General features: G+C 63.8%; 19 protein-coding genes. 7 read left to right on the top strand and 12 right to left on the bottom strand.

What is annotated here, in order from left to right:
* Positions 1-91: 91 nt before the first annotated feature.
* Positions 92-2,143, top strand: a complete 2,052-nt coding sequence (locus VF673_RS08405; RefSeq protein ID WP_440291594.1) for a putative bifunctional diguanylate cyclase/phosphodiesterase — start codon at positions 92-94, stop codon at positions 2,141-2,143.
* On the opposite strand, the gene VF673_RS08400 is transcribed toward VF673_RS08405, so the two are convergent.
* Together VF673_RS08400 and VF673_RS08395 are read right to left on the bottom strand one after the other, a co-directional pair.
* Complete coding sequence (locus tag VF673_RS08400; RefSeq protein ID WP_440291593.1) at positions 2,129-3,058, bottom strand: GIDE domain-containing protein; 930 nt, start codon at positions 3,056-3,058, stop codon at positions 2,129-2,131. The genes VF673_RS08405 and VF673_RS08400 overlap by 15 nt on opposite strands.
* Entirely contained in the window at positions 3,055-3,636 is a 582-nt protein-coding gene (locus VF673_RS08395) for a LemA family protein (protein WP_090537673.1), read from the bottom strand. The genes VF673_RS08400 and VF673_RS08395 overlap by 4 nt, the downstream gene beginning before the upstream one ends.
* A gap of 170 nt (positions 3,637-3,806) precedes the next feature.
* Between VF673_RS08395 and VF673_RS08390 the strand changes: the two genes are divergently transcribed.
* Positions 3,807-4,916 (top strand): efflux RND transporter periplasmic adaptor subunit, encoded by a 1,110-nt coding sequence (locus VF673_RS08390; RefSeq protein WP_273122985.1) that lies wholly within the window; start codon positions 3,807-3,809, stop codon positions 4,914-4,916.
* A 10-nt stretch (positions 4,917-4,926) separates the two neighbouring features.
* Entirely contained in the window at positions 4,927-7,956 is a 3,030-nt protein-coding gene (locus VF673_RS08385) for a multidrug efflux RND transporter permease subunit (protein WP_440291592.1), read from the top strand.
* Between the two features lie 50 nt (positions 7,957-8,006).
* Here the strand turns inward: VF673_RS08385 and rpoS are convergent, their stop codons facing one another.
* The 9 genes from rpoS to VF673_RS08340 all read right to left on the bottom strand — a co-directional run bounded on the left by rpoS (position 8,007) and on the right by VF673_RS08340 (position 16,299).
* Complete coding sequence (rpoS, locus tag VF673_RS08380; protein WP_328586343.1) at positions 8,007-8,945, bottom strand: RNA polymerase sigma factor RpoS; 939 nt, start codon at positions 8,943-8,945, stop codon at positions 8,007-8,009.
* Positions 8,946-9,227: 282 nt separating this feature from the next.
* Entirely contained in the window at positions 9,228-10,070 is an 843-nt protein-coding gene (locus VF673_RS08375) for a peptidoglycan DD-metalloendopeptidase family protein (RefSeq protein ID WP_440291744.1), read from the bottom strand.
* 86 nt (positions 10,071-10,156) lie between these two features.
* The gene (locus VF673_RS08370) at positions 10,157-11,050 is read right to left on the bottom strand and encodes a DUF368 domain-containing protein (RefSeq protein ID WP_320331376.1); all 894 of its coding nucleotides are present in this window, start codon (positions 11,048-11,050) and stop codon (positions 10,157-10,159) included.
* 41 nt (positions 11,051-11,091) lie between these two features.
* Positions 11,092-11,727, bottom strand: a complete 636-nt coding sequence (locus VF673_RS08365; protein ID WP_320331375.1) for a protein-L-isoaspartate(D-aspartate) O-methyltransferase — start codon at positions 11,725-11,727, stop codon at positions 11,092-11,094.
* Positions 11,728-11,752: 25 nt separating this feature from the next.
* The gene (gene surE / locus VF673_RS08360) at positions 11,753-12,517 is read right to left on the bottom strand and encodes a 5'/3'-nucleotidase SurE (RefSeq protein WP_090537682.1); all 765 of its coding nucleotides are present in this window, start codon (positions 12,515-12,517) and stop codon (positions 11,753-11,755) included.
* Positions 12,517-13,581, bottom strand: a complete 1,065-nt coding sequence (truD, locus tag VF673_RS08355) for a tRNA pseudouridine(13) synthase TruD (protein WP_440291591.1) — start codon at positions 13,579-13,581, stop codon at positions 12,517-12,519. The genes surE and truD overlap by 1 nt, the downstream gene beginning before the upstream one ends.
* Complete coding sequence (gene ispF, locus VF673_RS08350; RefSeq protein WP_440291590.1) at positions 13,578-14,051, bottom strand: 2-C-methyl-D-erythritol 2,4-cyclodiphosphate synthase; 474 nt, start codon at positions 14,049-14,051, stop codon at positions 13,578-13,580. The genes truD and ispF overlap by 4 nt, the downstream gene beginning before the upstream one ends.
* A 192-nt stretch (positions 14,052-14,243) precedes the next feature.
* On the bottom strand, positions 14,244-15,098 hold the full coding sequence (gene fghA, locus VF673_RS08345; protein ID WP_440291589.1) for an S-formylglutathione hydrolase: 855 nt from the start codon (positions 15,096-15,098) through the stop codon (positions 14,244-14,246).
* A gap of 88 nt (positions 15,099-15,186) precedes the next feature.
* Positions 15,187-16,299 (bottom strand): S-(hydroxymethyl)glutathione dehydrogenase/class III alcohol dehydrogenase, encoded by a 1,113-nt coding sequence (locus tag VF673_RS08340; protein ID WP_440291588.1) that lies wholly within the window; start codon positions 16,297-16,299, stop codon positions 15,187-15,189.
* A gap of 109 nt (positions 16,300-16,408) precedes the next feature.
* Between VF673_RS08340 and VF673_RS08335 the strand changes: the two genes are divergently transcribed.
* Positions 16,409-17,305, top strand: coding sequence for a LysR substrate-binding domain-containing protein (locus VF673_RS08335; protein WP_440291587.1), 897 nt, complete (start codon positions 16,409-16,411; stop codon positions 17,303-17,305).
* Positions 17,306-17,884: 579 nt separating this feature from the next.
* On the opposite strand, the gene VF673_RS08330 is transcribed toward VF673_RS08335, so the two are convergent.
* The gene (locus tag VF673_RS08330) at positions 17,885-18,265 is read right to left on the bottom strand and encodes a DUF4168 domain-containing protein (RefSeq protein ID WP_273125960.1); all 381 of its coding nucleotides are present in this window, start codon (positions 18,263-18,265) and stop codon (positions 17,885-17,887) included.
* Positions 18,266-18,457: 192 nt separating this feature from the next.
* Between VF673_RS08330 and VF673_RS08325 the strand changes: the two genes are divergently transcribed.
* The 3 genes from VF673_RS08325 to VF673_RS08315 all read left to right on the top strand — a co-directional run bounded on the left by VF673_RS08325 (position 18,458) and on the right by VF673_RS08315 (position 22,656).
* Positions 18,458-19,945: a sensor histidine kinase gene (locus VF673_RS08325; protein ID WP_440291586.1), complete on the top strand. Its 1,488-nt coding sequence runs from the start codon at positions 18,458-18,460 to the stop codon at positions 19,943-19,945.
* Entirely contained in the window at positions 19,945-21,327 is a 1,383-nt protein-coding gene (locus tag VF673_RS08320; RefSeq protein ID WP_440291585.1) for a sigma-54-dependent transcriptional regulator, read from the top strand. The genes VF673_RS08325 and VF673_RS08320 overlap by 1 nt, the downstream gene beginning before the upstream one ends.
* 144 nt (positions 21,328-21,471) lie before the next feature.
* The gene (locus VF673_RS08315) at positions 21,472-22,656 is read left to right on the top strand and encodes an efflux RND transporter periplasmic adaptor subunit (RefSeq protein WP_440291584.1); all 1,185 of its coding nucleotides are present in this window, start codon (positions 21,472-21,474) and stop codon (positions 22,654-22,656) included.
* The last annotated feature ends 2 nt before the right edge of the window (positions 22,657-22,658 follow it).

Here is a 22,658-nt window from a genome sequence, read left to right as displayed (position 1 = left end):
TATTGGGGGTAGAACTTTTCACCGGCAGGCAGTTGCGCACGATCCGACGCGAATGCATGATGGCAAGAAAAAGAGCAAAGGATAGGCCGCATTGAAAGTCGAAACACGGCACAGCCTTTCAGTCAAACTGCTCCGACTGGTGCTGTTGTGGGCACTGTTGGCGGGAATGCTGTTGAGCCTGGCGCAGATCTTCGTCGACCTGCGGGCAGTCCGCGCCAATCTGGTGCGGGACGCCAACCAGATTCTTGCCATGTTCCACGATCCGGCCAGCCAGGCCATATTCAGTCTCGACCGCGAAACCGCCAGCCAGGTCATCGAGGGTCTCTTCGCCCATCCAGCGGTTCAGCAGGCCACCATCGGCCATCCCGACGAAGCACCACTGGCCAGCCGCACCCGTCCGCGTCAACCCGTTTTCTACCAGTATCTGACCGACCCGCTGTTCGGTGTGCAGCAGAGTTTCAGCATCCCGCTCCATGGCCGTGCGCCCTATGACAACTACTACGGCGAGCTGCAGCTCTCCCTGGACACCACCCATTACGGCGAACGCTTCCTGCGCAACGCCCTGATCATTCTGGTTACCGGTCTGCTGCGGGCCCTGGTCATGGCCGCGGTGGTCTATCTGCTGTACCACATACTGTTGACCCGCCCACTGGGGCGGATCATCGAACACATCGGCTTCATAAACCCGGACCGGCCCGGCAAGATGATGGTGCCCATGCTCCCCGGTCAGGAGAAGAACGAGCTGGGACTGCTGACCCGCAAGATCAACCAGCTGCTGGACTCCATCGAGCGCAACCGCAGCGGCCGGCGGGAAGCCGAGGCCAGCCTGCTGCATCTGTCACGTCACGATCAGCTGACCGGCCTGCCGAACCGCAGCCTGATGCTCGAACAACTGTCCCGTGTGCTCAGTGACGCCCACCGGCGCCAGTGCAACGCCGCCGTGCTGTGCTGCGGCCTGGATGACTTCAAGACCATCAACGAGAAATTCAGCTATCAGGCGGGCGACCAGCTGCTGATTGCCGTCGCCGAGCGTCTCCAGGCACACAGCGGTCGGCTGTCCAGCGTGGCGCGCCTGGGCGGCGACCAGTTTGCCCTGATCGTGGCCGATGTCGAACCCTGGGAAGTTGCCGAGCTGGCCCAGCAGATTCTCAACGAGCTGAGCCTGCCGCTGATGCTGGATGGTCACAGCATCACCCTGCAGGCCACTATCGGTATCACCCTGTTCCCCGACGATGGCATGGACCCGGGCAAGCTGCTGCAGAAGGCCGAGCAGACCATGATGCTGGCCAAAGCCCGTTCACGTAACCGCTTCCAGTTCTACATCGCCAGCGTGGATACCGAGATGCGCATGCGCCGCGAACTGGCCGCCGGTCTGCGCGAAGCCCTGGCAAACAATCAGTTCCACCTGGTGTACCAGCCGCAGATCAATCTGCGCGACAAGCGGGTGACCGGCGTCGAGGCGCTGCTGCGCTGGCACCACCCCGAGCGCGGCATGGTGCCGCCGGACCTGTTCATTCCCCTGGCCGAGCAGAGCGGCGCCATCATCGCGATAGGTGAATGGGTTCTGGACCAGGCTTGCCGGCAGCTGCGCGAATGGCAGCACAAGGGGCGGCCCGATCTGCGCATGTCGGTCAACCTGTCCACGGTCCAGCTGCACCACCCGGACCTCTGCGACATGGTTACCCGTACCCTGGACCGCTACGCCCTGGCACGCCACTCCCTGGTTCTGGAGGTGACCGAGACCGGACTGATGGAGGACATCGACGCGGCGGCCCGGCATCTGCACCAGCTCAAGGCCACCGGCGTACGCATCGCTCTGGACGACTTCGGCACCGGCTACTCATCGCTCAGTTATCTGCGCCGGCTGCCGCTGGACAAGATCAAGATCGACAAGAGCTTCACCGGCGACCTGCCGGCGGATGAGGATGACCGCAACATAGTACGCGTGATCATCCAGCTGGGCCGCAACCTGAAGATGGAGGTCATCGCCGAGGGGGTGGAGTCCGCCGAGCAGGAAGCCTACCTGCAGGACGAAGGTTGCGACGAGGTGCAGGGCTATTTCTACAGCCGCCCCCTCGCCGCGCCGGCGCTATGGGTATGGATGCGCAACTACCAGCAGGCACTGGCCTCAGAGACGCAGTAGACCCAGCCACAACCAGCCGGCCGCCATCCCTGCCAGCAGCATGCCCAGCAGGCTCCCTGCCGATTGACGGCGCAGCTTGCGGCTGAGCTGCTCCTCGTGGTGATCCGACAATACGAAGGGCAGCCCCCGATACGGGGGTTTGCCCAGGCTGTGAACCACCGGCTGCAGCGCGGCCTGGTTGCTGCGGCGCTGCGCCTCGCTGGCCGCGGCCGCCTGTACCTGCTGCCACTCCTGCTGGTCCAGCTGACCATCCCGATTGCGGTCGAAGCGTGCCAGCAGATTCGGATAATCCGCCTTCCAGTCGCTGATGATCTGCCGGGCCACCCGCTGGGTGTCGAAGGTCTCGCGCCCGCCACCGCGACTCTCGAACCAGCCCAGCGCGTACAGCGGATCCCCCTCACGCAGCCATTCCTCGGTGTAGCGGTAGCGCTGGCCGATCAGAGCACCCAGCAGCCGGGTCTGACTGGTCGGCGACAGCGGCCAGCGGCGGTTGCCCTCCCAGCGCCGGCGCAACCGCGGATGCACCTCGGCGCCCCGGGGCACTATCCAGCATTCCCCGGTAGCGTCGCGCAGCAGAAACGGCCGGTCCGACTGCCCTTTTTCCACCGTGCGCCACTCCCGGTGCTTGCCACTGCGCCGGTACTCCTCCACCGTGAAGCGGTACCAGAGACAGGGCTCGCCAGCCAGCGGGGAAATCAGCGGTTCATGGCCGCCGGCCTCTACCCACCCCTGCAGTTCCACCAGGCCCTGGGCCGCGGAACGGACCAGCGAGGTGGGCGTATCCTCGACCCAGCGGGCGCGGCGCAGCCGGCTGAAGGTGCGGTACAGCAGCCATAGCGTCAGCAGCGAGCTGAACGCCAGGGCGAAGTAGAAGAACGGGACCGACAGGACCGGCCCGCCGGGCAGCTGGATCATGAAAACAGCTGGCGCAGGTTCACGTCCGCTTTCTCGGCTTCGGAGAAGCGCAGCAGCTCGGCCTCACGGAAGTTGAACAGGCGCGCGATGAGCACATCGGGAAACTGTTCGATACGCACGTTGTTGATATTGACGGCGGCGTTGTACAGCTCACGGCGATCGGCGATGCCGGTCTCCAGACCGGAGATTCGCTGCTGCAGATGCTGGAATGAACTGTTGGCCTGTAGCTGCGGATAGTTCTCCGCCAGGGCGAAGAGCTGCCCCAGACCGCTGCGTAATGCGGTCTCGGCTTCGCCGAGGGAGCGGATATCCGAGCGATCCCGGGCCTGACCGACGGCGTTGCGGGCACTGATCACCCGCTCCAGGGTTGCCTGTTCGTACTGCATGTACTGGCGGCAGGCCTCCACCAGCTTGGGCAGTTCCTCATGCCGCTGGCGCAGCAGAACGTCGATATTGGACCAGGCCTGGGTTACCCCATGCTTGACGCTGACCAGCTGGTTGTACAGCGTGATGGCATATACCAGCAGCACCACCAGCCCTGCCCCGATGACCAGCCACCACAGATTGCCCCATTCCATCCCTGTGCTCCTTATACCGACCCATTCACGATAGCCGCGGCGCTGGCCAGTGCGCGCAAAAGATGCCCATAAAACTTTGTTTAGCCGCCGTGACCCGTTAATCTTCGCACATAATTTCCAACAAGTGTCGGCAAGCGGATACTGCCGACGTCGAGCCGGGATCGCCCACCATGCTGCGAAGACTCATCGTCCTGCTTATCCTCTTCATTGCCGTAGTGGCGGCACTCGGCGCCTGGAAGTATTACTCCATCCGCCAGCAGATCGCCTTCTTCACCGCCCCCAAGCCACCGATCCAGGTCAGCGCCACCGAGGCGCAGAGCATCGACTGGCAGAGTCGGCTGCCCGCCATCGGCACCCTCACCGCACGCCAGGGGGTGGAGCTGACGGCGGAGATTGCCGGCACCGTGGAGCGCGTCCTCGCCGAATCCGGCCAGCTTGTGGAAGCCGGCCAGACCCTGCTGGTGATGAACAATCAGGTCGAGCAGGCCAGCCTGGAGACTGCCGAAGCCCAGGTGGAACTGGCCCGACTGGACTTCGACCGTCAGCAGAATCTGCTGCGGCGCCAGAGCATTTCCCAGGCCCAGTTCGACCAGGCCAGCTCAACCCTGCGCCAGGCCCGAGCCAAAGCTGCCGAGCTGCGCGCCATTCTGCAGAAGAAGACCATTACGGCACCCTTCCCGGGCCGACTGGGTATCGTTCAGGTCGACCCGGGTGACTACCTGTCCCCCGGGACCCTGATTGCGACCCTGCAGGATCTGTCCAGCCTCAATGTCGACTTCAGTCTGGCAGAGCAGTACTTTCCCCTGCTCAGTGTGGGCCAGCACGTTGAGCTCAGCGTCGCGGCCTTCCCTGATCAGCGGTTCTCCGGAGAGATAACCGCGATCAACCCGCGGGTGGACGCCAGTTCCCGTACCCTGCTGGTGCGCGCCAGGGTCAGCAATCCGGAGGAGCAGTTGCTGCCCGGCATGTTCGCCGAGCTGAACGTCCTGCTGCCTGACACTCAACCCCGGGTGGTGGTACCGGAGACGGCCGTCACCTTCAGCCTCTACGGCCAGTCGGTGTATGTCGTCGAGCCTGCCGACCGCGAAGCGGCGCAGGATGGGGAGAACGACGAGGCCGGCCTGGTGGTTCGCCGCCGCTTCGTCACCACCGGCGAGCGCCGTGAAGGACAGGTCGTGGTGCTGAAGGGTCTGGAGGCCGGCGAGCAGGTGGTTACCGGCGGACAGCTGAAGCTCGACGACGGCGCAGCCGTGGTCATCAACAACAGCAATCCGCTGTAGGATCCCGCGCATGGCTTTTACCGATATCTTCATCCGTCGCCCGGTGCTGGCGACCGTGGTCAGTCTGCTGATCATTCTGCTCGGCATGCAGGCCCTCAACAGCCTGACCATCCGCCAGTACCCCGAGATGGAAAACGTGCTGATCACGGTGACCACGGCCTACCCCGGGGCCAACGCGGAAGTGATCCAGGGCTATATCACCCAGCCGCTGCAGCAGAGTCTGGCCAGCGCCGAAGGGGTGGACTACATCAGCTCGGTGAGCCGGCAGAACTTCTCGGTGATCCAGGTCCGTGCACGACTCGGGGTGAATACGGACCGGCTGTTCACCGACGTGATGTCCAAAGCCGCCGAAGTGCGCAGCCAGCTACCGGCCGAGGCGGAGGATCCGGTGATCAGCCGTGAGGCGGCGGATGCCACGGCACTGATGTACATCAGCTTCAGCAGCGAGACCCTGAGCAACCCGCAGATCACCGACTATCTGTCCCGGGTGGTGCAGCCGCGTCTGGCGACCCTGCCCGGGGTTGCCGATGCCGCCATCCTCGGTCGGCAGAACTTCGCCATGCGTCTGTGGCTGGACCCGGTGCGCATGGCCGCCATGGGGGTCACCGCCAGCGACGTCAATCAGGCAGTGCGCCGCTACAACTTCCTGGCTGCCGCCGGCGAGACCAAGGGCGAATATGTGGTCACCAGCGTCAACGCCGCCACCGACCTGCAGGAACCCGAGCAGTTTGCCGCCATCCCGGTGCGTACCGACGGCGACACCCGGGTACTGATCGGGGACATCGCCCGGGTCGAGCTGGGCGCCGAATCCCTGAATGCGATGAGCTTCTTCAATGGCATTCCGGCGGTCTACATCGGCGTCGAGGCCACCACCACCGCCAACCCGCTGGATGTGATTGCCGAGGTGCGCAAGGCGCTGCCGCAGATCGATGCGCAGCTGCCGCCGGAACTGGAGATGACGGTGGCCTACGATGCCACCCTGTTCATCCAGGAGTCGATCGACGAGGTGATCAAGACGCTGGCCGAAGCGGTCGTGATCGTCATCGTGGTGGTATTCCTGTTCCTCGGCTCGGTACGCTCGGTGATCATTCCGGTGGTGACCATCCCCCTGTCAATGATCGGCGTGCTGTTTTTCATGCAGCTGATGGGTTATTCGATCAACCTGCTGACCCTGCTGGCCCTGGTACTGGCCATCGGCCTGGTGGTCGACGACGCCATCGTCGTGGTGGAGAACATCCATCGGCATATCGAGGAAGGCCGGTCACCGGTGGACGCTGCCCTGCTCGGCGCCCGGGAGATCGCCATGCCGGTGGTGGCCATGACCATCACCCTGGCGGCGGTCTACGCACCCATCGGATTTCTGGAAGGCATCACCGGGGCCCTGTTCAAGGAGTTCGCCTTCACCCTGGCCGGCTCGGTCGTCATTTCCGGGGTAGTGGCATTGACCCTGTCACCGATGATGTGCTCGCGCCTTCTGCGCCCTGCCGACACTACCCGCGGCCTGGCTGCGCGACTCGATCGCCTGTTCCACGGCATGCAGGTGCGCTACCAGCGCCTGCTGCACAGCAGCATGGAGACCCGGGGAGTGACCCTCACCTTCGGCGTGCTGGTCCTGCTGCTGATTCCGGCACTGCTGATGTTCACCCGCAGCGAGCTGGCGCCATCCGAGGACCAGAGCTTCGTATTCATGCTCACCAATGCACCACAGACCGCCAACCTCGAGTACCTCACCCACTACACCAACGAGGTCAATCAACGGCTGAGGGAGTTCGAGGAGTACGAGGCGCACTTCCATATCAACGGCATGGATGGCGTGAACAGTGGTCTGGGCGGCTTCATCCTCAAGCCCTGGGATCAGCGCGAGCGCAGCGAAGCGGAAATGGTGCCGCTGATCCAGAACAGCCTGAACGAAGTCGCCGGGCTGCAGATCTTCGCCATGAGCGTACCGGCCCTGCCCGGCGCCAGCGACGGTCTGCCCCTGCAGTTCGTGATCACCAGTCTCGGCGATTATCAGACCCTGTTGCAGGTCACTGAACGGGTCGCCGCGCGCGCCCGGGAAAGTGGCAAGTTCGCCGTAATCAACGTGGATCTGGCCTTCGACAAACCCGAGCTGGGGGTGGAGATCTCCCGGGAAAAGGCGGCCCAGATGAATGTGTCCATGGAGGATATCGGACTCACCCTGGCATCCCTGCTCGGCGAGGGCGAAATCAACCGCTTCACGGTGGAAGGGCGCAGCTACAAGGTCATCGCCCAGGTGGAGCGCGAATATCGCGACAACCCCAACTGGCTGGCCCAGTACCATGTACGCAACCGGGACGGCCAGATGATCCCCCTCGGCTCGCTGATCAGTTATCGCGAACAGGCCCGGCCGCGTCAGCTCAACCAGTTCCAGCAGCTCAATGCAGCGCGCATCCAGGGCGTTCCGCTGGTCAGTATGGGTGACGCCCTGGCACTGCTGGAGGAGATCGCCGAGGAAGAGCTGCCACAGGGCTTTTCCGTGGACTATGGTGGCTCATCCCGCCAGTTCAAGCAGGAGGGCTCGGCGCTCTATGTCACCTTCGCCCTGGCGCTGGCGATGATCTATCTGGTGCTGGCCGCCCAGTTCGAGAGTTTCCGCGACCCGCTGGTCATTCTGGTGACAGTCCCGCTGTCGATCTGCGGCGCGCTGATTCCCCTGTTCTTGGGCGTTTCCAGCATGAATATCTATACCCAGGTAGGATTGGTGACCCTGATCGGGGTGATCAGCAAGCACGGGATTCTCATCGTCGAGTTCGCCAATCAGCTGCGACGGCAGGAAGGTCTGGGAATGCGCGAGGCGGTGGAACAGGCGGCTGCCATCCGCCTGCGACCGGTGCTGATGACCACCGCCGCCATGGTGTTCGCGATGATTCCGCTGCTGATCGCCCAGGGTGCCGGCGCGGTAAGCCGATTCGATATCGGTGTGGTGATTGCCAGCGGACTGACCGTGGGCACGCTATTCACCCTGTTCGTGCTGCCGGCGGTGTACGTCACCTTCAGCGAGCGCGAGCGGACTGCCTGAGCGGAATCCGGAGCCGGTCGGCCCGCCATCAAGGCGGGACCCGGCCGGTATCAGCGGAACAGGGAGTCGGCGCTCAGCCCGTGCTGCTCGAAGATATCCCGAAGGCGCTTGAGAGCTTCGACCTGAATCTGTCGAACCCGCTCGCGGGTCAGGCCGATCTCGCGACCGACCTCCTCCAGGGTACTGCTCTCGTGCCCGCGCAAGCCGAAGCGGCGGGTCACCACTTCGCGCTGCTTCTCGCTCAATTCCGACAGCCAGTTGTCGATGCTGGCGTTGAGGTCCTCTTCCTGAAGCAGGTCGCCGGGATCGCCGGCCATATCGTCAGGCAGGGTATCCAGCAGGGTCTTGTCGGAATCGGCGCCCAGGGGTACGTCGACCGAGGCTACGCGCTCATTGAGCCCCAGCATGCGCTTGACGTCCTCCACCGGGCGGTCGAGCAGCTGGGCGATCTCCTCGGGTGAGGGCTCGTGATCCAGCTTCTGGGTCAGCTCGCGGGCAGCGCGAAGGTAGATGTTGAGTTCCTTGACCACATGAATGGGCAGGCGGATGGTGCGGGTCTGGTTCATGATCGCCCGCTCGATGGTCTGGCGGATCCACCAGGTGGCGTAGGTCGAGAAGCGGAAACCGCGCTCGGGATCGAATTTCTCCACTGCCCGGATCAGTCCGAGGTTACCCTCCTCGATCAGATCCAGCAGCGCCAGCCCGCGGTTGACATAGCGGCGGGCTATCTTGACTACCAGGCGCAGGTTGCTCTCGATCATGCGCTTGCGTCCGGCAGGATCCCCCTTCTGCGCCAGGCGGGCGAAATGCACTTCCTCCTCCGGCGTCAGCAGGGGAGAAAAACCGATTTCGTTGAGATACATCTGGGTTGGGTCGAGCTGGCGGGAAAATTCGAAGGAGTCCTCGCGCTGGTGGTTGCGCGGTGTGGTGACCCTGGGTTTGCCAGAGCCCCCGGGACTGTCATCCACTTCGAATCTGACCTGGTCCATGAGCTCTTCATCGCCGCTGTACCGATCAGGTGCATTATTATTATTTACCATGTGCATGCCCCACCTTCAGTCGAAACACTGGACAAACTGCCCATTCAGTTCCCGCAGAGACGAACCTTGCGTTCGCCCGGCCTGACGGAAAACCCCCTGATGCAATTCGGTGCGCGTCAGTCTCCGCTGACTACTTCGGGACCATCGTGTGGCAATGGACTCTGCCCCGGCGCCTCCTGCAGTGTGCACCAGAACTATGACAGTGCAGATACAGGTTTGTTTTGCACTACTTCACAGTTTTGGTAAATAACCGAGCGGGTCAACGGGCTGCCCCCGACGTCGGATCTCGAAATGCAGCTTCACCCGGTCGGTGCCGGTATTGCCCATTTCCGCGATCGTCTGTCCTGTACGTACCTGTTCCCCCTCTTTCACCAGCAGGCGGCTGTTATGGGCATAGGCACTGAGATAGGTCTCATCGTGCTTGATGATGATCATGTCCCCATAACCGAGCAATCCACGACCCGCGTAAACTACTGTTCCGTTAGCCGCAGCTTTTACAGGCTGACCCAATTGACCGGCAATATCAATCCCTTTATTCAAACTGCCGTTCGACTGGAATCGGGCGATGATCTGGCCCTGCGCAGGCCATTGCCAGCCGGACACTGACGTTGCCGCCGGTGCCGGTGTCGAGGCCGGCGGCTGCCGGCTGGCTGCGGGGGCGGTAGCCGTTGGGGTACGCGCAGGGGTGGTTGTCGCGGTTGCCGCGGGCGCAGTGGCCGCACCGGTTCGCGGCGGTGTCGTGGCAGCGGCTGCAGGGCGGGTAGCGGAGGCCGGCGCGCTGCGCGCCGGCGCCGGGGAGGGACGACTGGCCGTTGCGGTACTGCGGCTGCCGGTGTCCAGGCTCAGCCGCTGACCGGGATAGATGGTATAGGGTTCACGCAGGCCGTTGTGCGCGGCCAGAGCCTTCCAGTCCCAGCCATAGCGGAAGGCGATGGAATACAGGGTATCGCCGCGCTGAACCACGTGATGACCACTGGTCACCTGCTGGGCGCGATAGCCGCCCCGGCTGCGATCGTCCACTGGTACAGTGCCGGCGGGACCGGCGCAGGCAGATATCAGCAGGGCCATGAGCATGAGCCCGGGTACGCCGGCAGTGCTGATACTCCATCGCCTCACAATGATCCCCCGCTTGAAAAGGTTTCCGCCCGACCGCTCCGATATCAGCCGCGACTGATCCGCTGGCCGATCCATTCCAGTGTCAGTACCAGTGCAACGGCCAGCATCATGAGCAGCAGACCGGCAATCCACCAGGAAGGTTCGCCGGTCAGTGCTTCATAGGTGGCCGGCATGACATTGTCCTGCAGCATGGGCTCCATCACACCCTTGCTGTTTTCCCGCCAGCTGATGGTCTGCTTCCAGGGCCAGACCTTGTTCAGCGATCCGATCAACAGCCCGGTGGCGACCGCCATAGTGGCACTGCGCGCGTGCTCCAGCAACCAGGACACCAGTCGCGCGAAGCTCAGCAACCCCACTGCGCACCCGGCAGCAAAGACGGCCAGGGTAAACAGATCGGCACTGCGCACCGCCCCCAGAATGGTGGCGTACAGGCCCAGCAGGACGAGAACGAAGCTGCCGGAGATACCCGGCAGGATCATTGCACAGATGGCGATGGAGCCGGCCAGGAAAATGAACAGCGGTGCCGAGGACCACTGCATCGGCGCCGCCACCGTGATCACGTAGGCAAACGCAGCACCCAGGGCGGTCAGCAACAGGGTCCATAGATTCCAGCGCCGGACTTCCCGCCCGACGATATATACCGACACCAGAATCAGACCGAAGAAGAATGACCAGGTCAGCTCGCCGTGGGTATGGAGCAGATACCCCAGCAGGTTGGCAAAGGCAGCGATACTGGTGAGGATGCCCCCAATCAGCGCCACCAGAAAGGTGCCGTCGATAGCCCGCCAGGTCTCCCCGAACCGACCGCGCGCCAGCCACAGCAACTTGTCCGGGGTACAGGAACCCAGCGCCCTGAGCAGGCGTTCATAAACGCCGACGATCAGCGCTATGGTGCCACCGGAGACGCCGGGCACGACATCCGCTGCGCCCATGGCCATGCCCTTGAAGTAGATCAGCAGATAATCCAGAAAGCGGCGATTCAAGAGTTCATTACTCCGGACAAGAGCGGCACGAAACGTACCGGTTCGACCTGATGGCGGATGAACTGATCCCCTTCACGGATCACCAGGGTCAGAAACTGCTCATGCTCGCCCACCGGAATGACCATGCGTCCGCCGTCCGCCAGCTGGGTGAGCAGCTCGGCAGGCACCTCCGCCGGTGCGGCGGTGACCAGAATGGCGTCATAGGGTCCGTACTGGGGCCAGCCCCAGTTGCCATCGGCGTGGCGGAAGACCACATTGCGGATATCGATGTCCCTGAGCACGGCCTTGGCCCGCTCCTGCAGAGGCAGGATGCGCTCGACACTGAACACCCGCTCGACCACCTGGGCCAGAATGGCGGTCTGGTAGCCCGAACCGGTGCCGACCTCGAGCACCTTGTCCAGCTCCCGCCCGCCGAGTAGCAGCTCGGTCATGCGCGCCACTATATAGGGCTGTGAAAGGGTCTGGTTGTGGCCGATGGGCAGGGCCGTGTCCTCATAGGCACGATGCGCCAGCGCCTCGTCGACGAACAGGTGCCGCGGCGTGCGACGAATGGCTTCCAGTACCTTGAGGTCGCGGATGCCCTCCTCGAACAGACGCTCCAGCAGCCGTTCGCGGGTCCGCTGAGAGGTCATGCCGATACCGCTCTTCAACAGATCATCACGCACCTTGCTGTATCCTCAGATCGCCCAGCCAGCCATTGAGTCGATCAAACACTTCATAGTAGGTCTTGTCGATGCGCAACGGGGTGATGGAAACGTAACCGTGCATCACCGCATTGAAGTCCGTACCTTCCCCCCCATCCTCGGCGTCACCGGCCACCGAGATCCAATAGCCCTCCTTGCCCCGGGGATCGGTCCACTTCACCGGCCTGGCGGCACGCTGGCGATGGCCGAGACGGGTCAGCACCATACCCTGGATACGGTCCAGCGGCAGGTTGGGAATGTTCACGTTGAGTATGGTGCGCGGTGGCAGATCCAGCTGCTCATGGGCCTCGACCAGCGTCCGGGCGATCGCCGCGGCCGCCGGCAGGTTGTCGGTCTGGCGACTGACCAGGGAGAAGGCCATGGCCGGTCGGGACAGGAAGCGGCCCTCAAGCGCGGCAGCTACCGTGCCCGAGTAGAGTACGTCATCGCCCAGGTTCGCGCCGAGGTTGATGCCGGACACCACCATGTCCACGCTGTCGGGGAACAGCGAATTCACTCCGAGGTGGACACAGTCGGTAGGTGTGCCATTGAGGCCGACAAAGCCGTTCTCCAGATAGAACGGCCGCAGCGGCTTGTCCAGGGTGAGGGCGCTGCTGGCACCGCTGCGGTCCTCGTGGGGTGCCACCACCACACAGTCGGCATAATCGTCCAGCGCACCGTGCAGGGCCTTGAGGCCCGGCGCCAGCACACCATCGTCGTTGGCAATGAGAATACGCATCAGGTTTCGCTTTCCAGTCCGCCGCCCGGCTCGTCATCCAGCAGTACCAGCTCATGCAGTACTGCCGTCGCAAAGCAACCGGTGGGCAGGGTGAATTCAATTTCCAGGATATCCGCTGCAGGATAATGCCACGTCAGGCCGATCAAGGGGAGACGTAGAATACGGCGCTGCTGCTCCAGCCCGGCATTTTCCAGCCACTGGCACAACTGCGGCTCGGCCGCCGCCAGCTGCTGCTCCATTTCCTGCACGGTACTGGCAACCGGAGCCTGCCCCGCACCCCACAGGGGGCCGGTCACATGGACGTCCAGTTGTGCAAAGCGCGGGTCATCGGCGGCCAGACGTTCGGCGGCAAAATGGCTGCGACTGTCGGTGAAGGCCAGGCAGTCGCCGGGCAATATGCGGTCCCAGCTGCCATCGGCCACCCGCTGCCCCAGCAGACGGTTGAACAGCAGGCTGCGGGCGGTGGACAGCAGACGTGAACGCGTGCCCCGCGCCGGTGGCAGTGCGCCCCGCTCGGCCCACTGCCGGGCCTGCTGCAGGTTACCGCCGTCACGGCCGAAGCGCTGGGGCCCGAAGTAGTTCGGCACGCCCTGCTCGGCGATGCGCTGCAGACGCTCGTCCAGCTGTGCGGGATCAGCCTGAAGTTCGGTAAGACGAATGACGAAGTGGTTGGCGCGGTGCGCTCCGCGCTGCAATTTGCGGCTGTGCCGGCGGCTGGTCAGACAGCGCAGCTGGTCATTCCACAGGGGCGAGAAGTCCGGATCGTCCCTGCCCGGCAACTGCAGGCTGAACCACTGGCTGGTGATGGCACGCCGATCCTTGATCCCGGCATAGCTGACATCCCTGAGCTTGAGACCGGCGACCCGCGCCAGCTGCCTAGCCGCATCCTCGGTATTCAGATCGCGCTTTTCGATCAGCAGCCACAGATGCTCGCCCTGCCCGCTCAGCTCGATATCGAGGATCTCGGTGACCCGGAAGTGCTCCGGCTGCGCCTTGAGCACCGCCCGGCCACAGGGCTCGCCGTGGGCCCGCGGCCCCAGCCACTGGCTGTGGGCGCTGCTCACAGGGGCAGCAACAGGGCTACCGCGTCGACGGCGATCCCCTCCCTGCGCCCGACAAAACCGAGCTTCTCGGTGGTGGTGGCCTTGATATTGACCTGATCCAGTTCGACCTGCAGATCCTCGGCCACCAGTACCCGCATGCTGTCGATGTGCGGGGCCAGTTTCGGTGCCTGGGCGGCAATGGTCACATCCACATTGCCCACCTTCCAGCCCTTGGCGTGCACCAGCGTCAGCGCATGGCGCAGCAGCACGCGGCTGTCAGCGCCCTTGAACTGCGGATCGGTATCGGGAAAGTGCTGGCCGATATCCCCCAGCGCGGCCGCGCCGAGAATCGCATCGGTCAGGGCATGCAGCACCACGTCCCCATCGGAGTGGGCAACCAGGCCGCGGTCATGAGGGATACGCACCCCGCCCAGAATAATGAAGTCGCCCCCACCGAAGCGGTGAACGTCATAGCCGTGACCAATGCGCATGGAATACCTGCTCTGCGGAAAAAATCAAAGGAGGGATCTTACCGTGTCCCGGGGATGGGCAGAAGGCCTGGGAGGGACGAGCACCAGCTCGTCCAGCCGTGCCTGCCGACAGCATCCATGTTATCGGCAGGTACGCCTCATCGAGCTGGTGCTCGACGTTCCCCGAGCAGCTCGACGTTGCGAGAGACCACCTTACAACCGCCCCAGCGCCCTGGCATGGTGCCGCAGGTGGTCGTCGATAAAGCTGGCGATGAAGAAGTAGCTGTGGTCATAGCCAGCCTGCCGCCGCAGGGTCAGCGGATGACCCGCTGCGGCCGCGGCCGCTTCCAGCGCCTCGGGTTTGAGCTGCTCGGCGAGGAAGTTGTCCGCCTCGCCCTGATCCACCAGCAGCGGCAAGCGCTCCTCGGCGGTGGCGATCAGCTCGCAGGCATCCCACTGCTTCCACCGTTCCCGATCATCGCCCAGATAATTGCCGAAGGCCTTGTGACCCCAGGGGCAGTTGACCGGGTTGATGATGGGCGCGAAGGCCGAGACCGACTGGTAGCGACCGGGATTCTTCAGCGCACAGATCAGCGCTCCATGGCCGCCCATGGAGTGACCGCTGATGGAACGCCGGTCGGACACCGGGAAGTTGCCCTCGATCAGCGCCGGCAGCTCCGTTACCACGTAATCGTACATCTGGTAGTGCCGCGCCCAGGGCTGCTGGGTGGCGTTGACGTAGAAGCCCGCACCCAGCCCGAAGTCCCAGGCGCCCTGCGGATCGTCCGCCACGCCCTCGCCGCGTGGACTGGTATCCGGCGCGACTACGACCATGCCGAGTTCTGCGGCCAGGCGCTGGGCGCCGGCCTTCTGCACGAAGTTCTCATCGGTGCAGGTCAGACCCGACAACCAGTAGAGTACCGGCAGCGGCTCGCCCTGATCCGCCTGGGGCGGCAGGAAGATGGCAAAGATCATGTCGCAGCCGAGCACACTGGAGCGGTGCCGATAACGTTTCTGCCAACCACCGAAGCACTTGTTGGCGGAAACCAGTTCAATCGCAGAGTCCATGAGTCAACTCCCTTTCAAACCTTGAGTAAACGGGGGGGTGCTCCCGCAGGAGCGCAGGCAGCCGGCCGGGGCCGGCTGCGATGACGGGTCAGAAGTGGATGACCGAGCGGATGCTCTTGCCTTCTTCCATCAGTTCGAAGGCCTTGTTGATGTCTTCCAGACCCATGGTGTGGGTGATGAAGGTGCTGAGCGGAATGTCGCCCTTCTGCGCCTTCTCCACATAGCCGGGCAGCTGGCTGCGACCCTTCACGCCACCAAAGGCACTGCCGCGCCAGACCCGGCCGGTGACCAGCTGGAACGGACGGGTACTGATTTCCTGACCGGCGCCGGCCACACCAATGATGGTCGACTCGCCCCAGCCCCGGTGGCAGCATTCCAGTGCCGCACGCATCAGCTCGACGTTGCCGACACACTCGAAGGAGTAGTCCACACCACCGTCGGTCATGTCGATGATCACCTGCTGGATCGGCTGGTCGTGATCCCTGGGATTGACGAAATCGGTGGCACCCAGCTCCCGGGCCTTGTCGAACTTGGCCGGGTTGATATCCACGCCGATGATGCGGCTGGCACCGGCCATCCTGGCACCGATGATCGCCGCCAGACCGATGCCGCCCAGACCGAAGATGGCCACCGTGGAGCCGGCTTCCACCTTGGCGGTATTGAGCACCGCGCCGATACCGGTGGTAACCCCGCAACCGAGCAGGCAAACCTCTTCCAGCGGCGCATCTTTCTGGATCTTGGCCAGCGACACTTCCGGTACCACCGTGTATTCGGAGAAGGTGGAGCAGCCCATGTAGTGGTAGATCGGTTGCCCCTTGTAGGAGAAGCGCGTGGTGCCATCGGGCATCAGGCCCTTGCCCTGGGTAGCCCGGACGGCGGTGCAGAGGTTGGTCTTGCCCGACTTGCACGACTTGCACTGGCCGCACTCGGCGGTATACAGCGGAATCACATGATCGCCGACCTGTACCGAGGTCACACCCTCGCCCACCGCCTCGACGATACCGCCACCCTCGTGGCCCAGAATCGCCGGGAACACACCCTCGGGGTCGGCACCGGACAGGGTAAAGGCATCGGTATGACAGACGCCGGTCGCCACGATGCGCACCAGCACCTCACCCGCCTTTGGCGGAGCCACATCCACTTCGACGATTTCCAGCGGCTTGCCGGCTTCAAATGCCACCGCAGCACGGGACTTGATCATGGGAACCCCTCCATATCCTGAATAGTTGAACAGAGCCAGTGTAGTTAACCTGCAGGATATGGATAATACCCCCAATAACAAAACATTATTGCCATACAGGGATAATCGCGTGGATAACTGGAGCGGAATCGACGAATTCGTCTGCGTCGCCGAGCTGGGCCATTTCAGCGGTGCGGCCAAGCGCCTGGGCGTCTCCTCCTCCCATATCAGCCGGCAGATCGCCCGGCTGGAGGACCGCCTGCAGACCCGCCTGTTCTACCGCAGCACCCGCAAGGTCACCCTGACCGAAGCCGGACACACCTTCCTGCAACACTGCCAGCGCCTGCAGGATGCCCGGGACGAAGCCGTACAGGCGGTCACCGACCTGTCCAGCGAACCTAAGGGCCTGCTGCGCATGACCTGCTCGGTGGCCTACGGCGAGGAATTCATCATGCCGCTGGTCAACGAGTTCATGGAGCAGTATCCGCAACTGCGCGTCGAGATGGCCCTGACCAACCAGACGCTGGATCTGCTTCACGGCCAGTTCGATCTGGCCATCCGCCTGGGTCGCCTGCAAGACTCCCGCCTGGTCGCCACCCGCCTGGCCCCCCGGCGCATGTACCTGTGCGCCTCGCCCGCCTACCTTGAACGCCACGGCGCTCCCCACAGTCTGTCCGAGCTGCCGCGCCACAACTGCCTGATCGGCAGTAGTGATACCTGGGATTTTGCCGAGTCCGGGCGGGAGTTGCCGGTGCGCGTTCAGGGCAACTGGCGCTGCAACAGCGGCCGCGCCGTACTGGACGCCGCCCTGCGCGGTTTCGGCCTGTGTCAGCTACCCGATTATTACGTTCACGAACACCTGCGCAGCGGCGCCCTGCGCGCCCTGCTCACCCAACACCAGCCACCCCACACCGCCGTCTGGGCCCTGTACCCCCAGCAACGCCATCTCTCACCCAAGGTACGCAAACTCGTGGATCACCTTAAACAGCGCCTCATGCAGCGGGTGGAGTATCAGGGGCAGGCGTAGTTTGCAGCTCTCCGGGGGGGGCTGTTCAGACAAGCAGCTGTTCTGGCCTGCGACCTTTGCGTCGTTACTTGTATGTTTGAAGATCGAGCAGGGCTTGCTGGGGTGCAGGGCCGTGCCGACACGCTGCAAGTACCCGCAAGCGGGGCCGGCCCGGCAATCACAGATTGCCGGGCGTTCGGCTGCGCGCGAAGCAACGCTTCGCAAACGCTTGCCTCACCCATGTAGGCTCGCGGTTTTCATCCCTGAAAACCGACGGTCGGCACAACCCTGCACCCCAGACCGCCGCGTAACCTCTGAGCCGCTGCAAGAAAAACCATCAGCAACTCCCAAGTCTCTGCCGTTGCGCTGGGACGCCCCTGAAACGACCGTTTGATGTCAGGGATGACATCAACGAGCCCCCAGGGATGGGTTCACGGCGTGTCGTGGCAGGGACGTACCGGCGCAACGGCCTGCACAGACGCACCCCAGCAAGCCAAGCTCGGACTTACACCCCGGCTCAGAAGGTCTGCACAAACAACATCGAAAATAGAAACAAAAAAGGGAGCCATTCGGCTCCCCTTCTCAGTCCAGCGCCAACTATCAGCGGTGGCTTTCAGCGCGCTGCTGCAGCTCGGGATCGGTCTGCATGCGGGTGGCGATCTCGTTGTAGGTTGCTACGTCCAGATCAGCATCCTGAACGGCCTCAACCATTTTCTCCTGGGCTTCCAGCTGCAGCTTCTGAGCATCCTCCTGGTTCTCGGCCTTGCTCAGCTTCTCGGAGAATTCGTCACGGATTTCCGCAACTTCCTTATCAGCCTCGACAAACTTCTTCAGATTGTCATCGCTGATCGGCGCAGCGGCAGGCTGACCCTGCTCGTACTGCTGTTGCGCAGCACCTCCAGCCTGGGCCATGACAGCGGGAGCGCCCATACCGAAGGTGGCAAGGGCAATGGCGGCGGTCAGAGTCTTGAGGTGTTTCATGGTCTTTCTCCTTACTGTTGAAAGTCACCAGGATCTATCCATGTAGCGTGCCAACTCTTCGAAAACCAGTATATCTGATTGTTTTAATTGAGTTTTTTAAAAAACCGTCAAAATCCAGCGGAATCCCTGAGCCGGGCCGCAGTCGGACAATGTGTATAGAAAATGCACATGAGCAAAAAAGTCCCGGTCAAAATGAATACAGATTCCAGTCTGCTGAAACGCCTAGCCGGCAATGGCCTGCAACGCTCCCTGCTGCTGTTCGTGGTACTGCCCATAGTACTGCTCACCGCCCTGGGCATCCGCTTCGGACTTGGCCAGGCCAGCCAGTTTCAGGAACAGCGCCTGAAGAATGATCTCGAGCTGATCGGCCGCGCCATCAGCCTGCCGGTGGGCAATGCGCTGAACAAGGGCGACATGCACGCGGTGGAGCTGGCGCTGGGCTCGGTATTCGTGCTCGGCGAGGTCTACGGCGCCTCGGTGTTCGACTCGGCGGGCAATCGCATCGCCTCGGCCGGCATCACCGAAAGCGACCTGAGCGGCACCACCATCCCCGATCGCATCCGCCGCACCGGCGAGGGCCAGGAGGCGTTCAGCCGGGTGGCCGGCCGTCATCTGTTTTCCCATTTCCTGCCCCTGTTCGATACCGCCGGCCAGATTCAGGGACTGATCCAGATAACCCGCCGCGCCAGCGACTTCGGCCATGCCTTCCGTCAGCTGGCGATCATCGCCTGGCTGGTCTGGGGGCTGTTCAGCCTGGTGATCCTGGCGGGTGTGTTGCTGGGCCACTGGGGTGGTGTCGGGCGCCACGTGGATCGGCTGCTGCAGCACATGCAGCGGGTGGCCGCCGGCGATCTGTCGCACCGCGCCGCGCTGGACGGACCGGCCGAGGTAGCCAGTCTGGCTGCCGGGCTGAACCGGATGCTCGATGCCATTGCCGAAGCCAATCGGGAGCTGGACGCCCACCGCCGGGCGGAAACCCAGCTGCTGGCCCGGATCAAGGACAACGAGAAGATGGTCGCCATCGGCAGCATGGCTCGGGGCATCGCCCATGAACTGGGCGCTCCGCTCAGCGTCATCGATGGCCGTGCCCGGCGCCTGCAGCTGTGCGACGCGCTGGATGAACAGCAATTGCGCCAGCTTGAGGGTATCCGCGCCCAGGTGGGTCGGCTGACCCGTACGGTCAATCAGCTGCTGGATTACTGCCGACCGGCTGCGGTGCAGCCCCGGCTGCTGACCCCGGCTGCACTGATCAGTACCGCCACCGAGGCCATGCGGCCGGAACTGGAAGCAGCCGGGCGGCGGCTGCAGCTGGACATGCCGGCTGAGCTGCCGGCCATGAAGGGCGATGCCGGCCGCCTGGAGCTGGCCCTGCTCAACCTGCTGCGCAATGCACTGCAGGCCTCGCGCTCGACCGTCATCACCCATATCAGCGCTGATACCGAGCACCTGCATATCCGCATCCTGGATGACGGTCCGGGCCTGCCGGATGCGGAGCTGGCCACCCTGCTCGAGCCCTTCTTCACCACCAAGTCGCCGGGCGAAGGTACCGGCCTGGGACTGGCCATTGTCCAGGCCGTCGCCGAGGAGCACGGCGGCCATCTGAATCTGTCGAACCGGGCCGAGGGCGGTTGCGAGGCGCACCTGCAGCTGCCGCTGGCCCGCACAGGGGAAGCCAAGTAATGAGTCACAACGAACATATCCTGCTGGTCGAGGATGATCGCGGCCTGCGTGAACTGCTGCAGGAGGAGCTGGAAGCGGAGGATTACCGGGTAACTGCCTGCGGCGATGCCGAGCGCGCCCTGCAGATCCTGGCAACGGACACACCCAGCCTGCTCATCAGTGATCTGCGCCTGCCCGGCGCCGATGGCCTCAGCCTGCTGCCGGCCCTGCAGCAGTGCGAGGCGCCACCGGCGGTGCTGATCATCACCGCCTTCGGTTCGGTGCAGCAGGCCGTGAAGGCGCTGCAGAGCGGTGCCGATGACTTCCTGACCAAGCCGCTGGAGATGGACCACTTTCTGCTGACGGTCAGGCGCCTGCTGGAGCACCGCCGACTGCGCCGGGAGGTTCAGCATTATCGCAACCTGCTGGCGGTGGAGCAGTTCAACGGCATCGTCGGCCAGAGCCCGGCCATGCAGCAGCTGTTCCATCAGATCCGCCAGATCGCCAGGGCAGATGGCCCGGTGCTGGTCCAGGGTGAGAGCGGCACCGGCAAGGAACTGGTTGCCCGTGCCCTGCACGACCAGAGCAGCCGCAGCGACGGTCCCTACCTGGTCGTCAACTGTGGCGGCATCCCCGGCGAGCTGATGGAAAGCGAGTTCTTCGGCCATGCCGCCGGAGCCTTCACCGGGGCACGCACACAGCGTGCCGGCCTGTTCCAGCAGGCCGATGGCGGCACCCTGATGCTGGACGAGCTGGGCGAGATGCCGCTGCCGCTGCAGGCCAAGCTGCTGCGCGTGCTGCAGGACGGCCGCCTGCGCCCAGTGGGCACCGACCACGAACTGCAGGTGGATGTACGCATCATCGCCGCGACCAATCGCAACCTCACCGAAGCCGTGGCCGACGGCAGCTTTCGCGAGGACCTGTTCTACCGGCTGGAGACCTTTGCCATCCAGGTGCCGCCGCTGCGCGCCCGGGGGGATGATGTGCTGCGCCTGGCGCAGTTCTTCCTCGCCCGCCTCAATGCCCGACAGCAGACGCGAATCAAGGGTTTCAGCGACGAGGCACTCGGAGTGCTGCAGGCCTATCCCTTCCCCGGCAACGTACGTGAGCTGCAGAACGCCGTGGAACGGGCGGCAACCTTCTGCGACTCCAGTCTGATCGAGCCACGCCATCTGCCCCAGCGTATCTGCGACCAGTTGACCGATCCCGACATGCCCATCTCGCCGGTTCTCGAGGGCCCCACCACCCTGCCCCGCACCGGCGATCCCGAGGGCATGCCCTCGCTGGAAACGGTGCAACGCCACTATATCCACCAGGTGCTGCATGCCACCGGAGGCAACAAGCGGCGGGCGGCGGAGATTCTCGGCATCACCCGGCGGACCCTGTATCGCTGGCTGGAGTAGCGTGCCGTCTCCGGGGTGCAGCGCACCTGACAACCCGGCGAGGCAGCTCTTTACAGATTCTTTACCCTGATCGGGCCCCTGTTGACACTGGCGCTGAGTAAACTTGGCGCCAACTACTGATCCGCCTGAGAAGGAATTTCATCTATGACACTTAACCGGCGTTTCCTCGGGACAGTCGCCGTGCTGGCAGTCATCGCCGGTCTTGCCTGGTATTTTCTGCTGGGCCAGCAGCGCGGGGGTCCCGAGCTGGTCACTGCCCCCGTGGAACGTACCGACATCGAAGACAGCGTGACCGCACTGGGTACCCTCGAGCCGCTCAACTACGTGGATGTGGGTACCCAGGTGTCCGGTCAGCTGAAGGTGCTGCATGTGATCGAAGGCCAGCAGGTCGAGGAAGGCCAGCTCCTGGCCGAAATAGATCCGACCATCTACCTGGCCAAGGTCGAGGCCACCGAAGCCCAGCTGGAAAACCTCAAGGCGCAACTGGCCGACCGCGAGGCCACCCAGGTACTGGCCCGGTTGCAGGCCGAACGGCAGCACAATCTGATCAAGCTCAACGCCACCAGCCAGGAATCGGTCGAACAGGCCGACGCCAGCCTGCGCTCGGCCAACGCCCAGATCACCGCCCTGAAGGCCCAGATCCGCCAGCTCGAATCCCAGCTCAAGGAAGCCCAGGCGGATCTGGGCTATACCCGCATCCACGCCCCCATGAGCGGCACCGTGGTCGATCAGCTGGCCAACCAGGGTCAGACCCTGAACGCCAACCAGACGGCGCCAGTGATAGTGCAGATTGCCGATCTGAGTACCATGACGGTCCGTACCCAGGTGTCCGAAGCCGACATTACCCAGCTCGAGGAAGGCATGCCGGTCTGGTTCACCACCCTCGGTCAGCCTGACGTGCGCCGCGAAGGTGTGCTGCGCCAGATACTGCCGACCCCTGAGGTGGTCAACAACGTGGTGCTGTTCAATGCCCTGTTCGATGTACCCAATCCGGACGGCAAACTGCTGCCGCAGATGAGTGCCCAGGTCTTCTTCGTCAAGGCCTCGGCCAGAAACGCCCTGAGCATTCCGGTATCGGCCCTGCAGCCGGCCGGGCGCCCCGCCCCCGGTGAAGCCCGGGGCACCGACGCCGACGGCAAACGCTATCGGGTCCGGGTGCTGGTCAACGGCCAGCCGGAGGAGCGCATCATTACCGTGGGTGTGATGACCCGCGTCAGTGCCGAGGTGCTCGATGGTCTGGAGGAAGGTGACCAGGTGGTGATCGGCGGCGGTCGCCCCGCTGGCGGCGCCTCGGCGGCACGGCCCATGCAACCGCGCCCGAGGTTCTGAGC

The sequence above is a fragment of the Halopseudomonas sp. Lyrl_26 genome (genome assembly GCF_051948695.1).
Taxonomy (GTDB): Bacteria; Pseudomonadota; Gammaproteobacteria; order Pseudomonadales; family Pseudomonadaceae; genus Halopseudomonas; species Halopseudomonas formosensis.
This window is presented reverse-complemented; position numbering and strand designations above follow the sequence as displayed.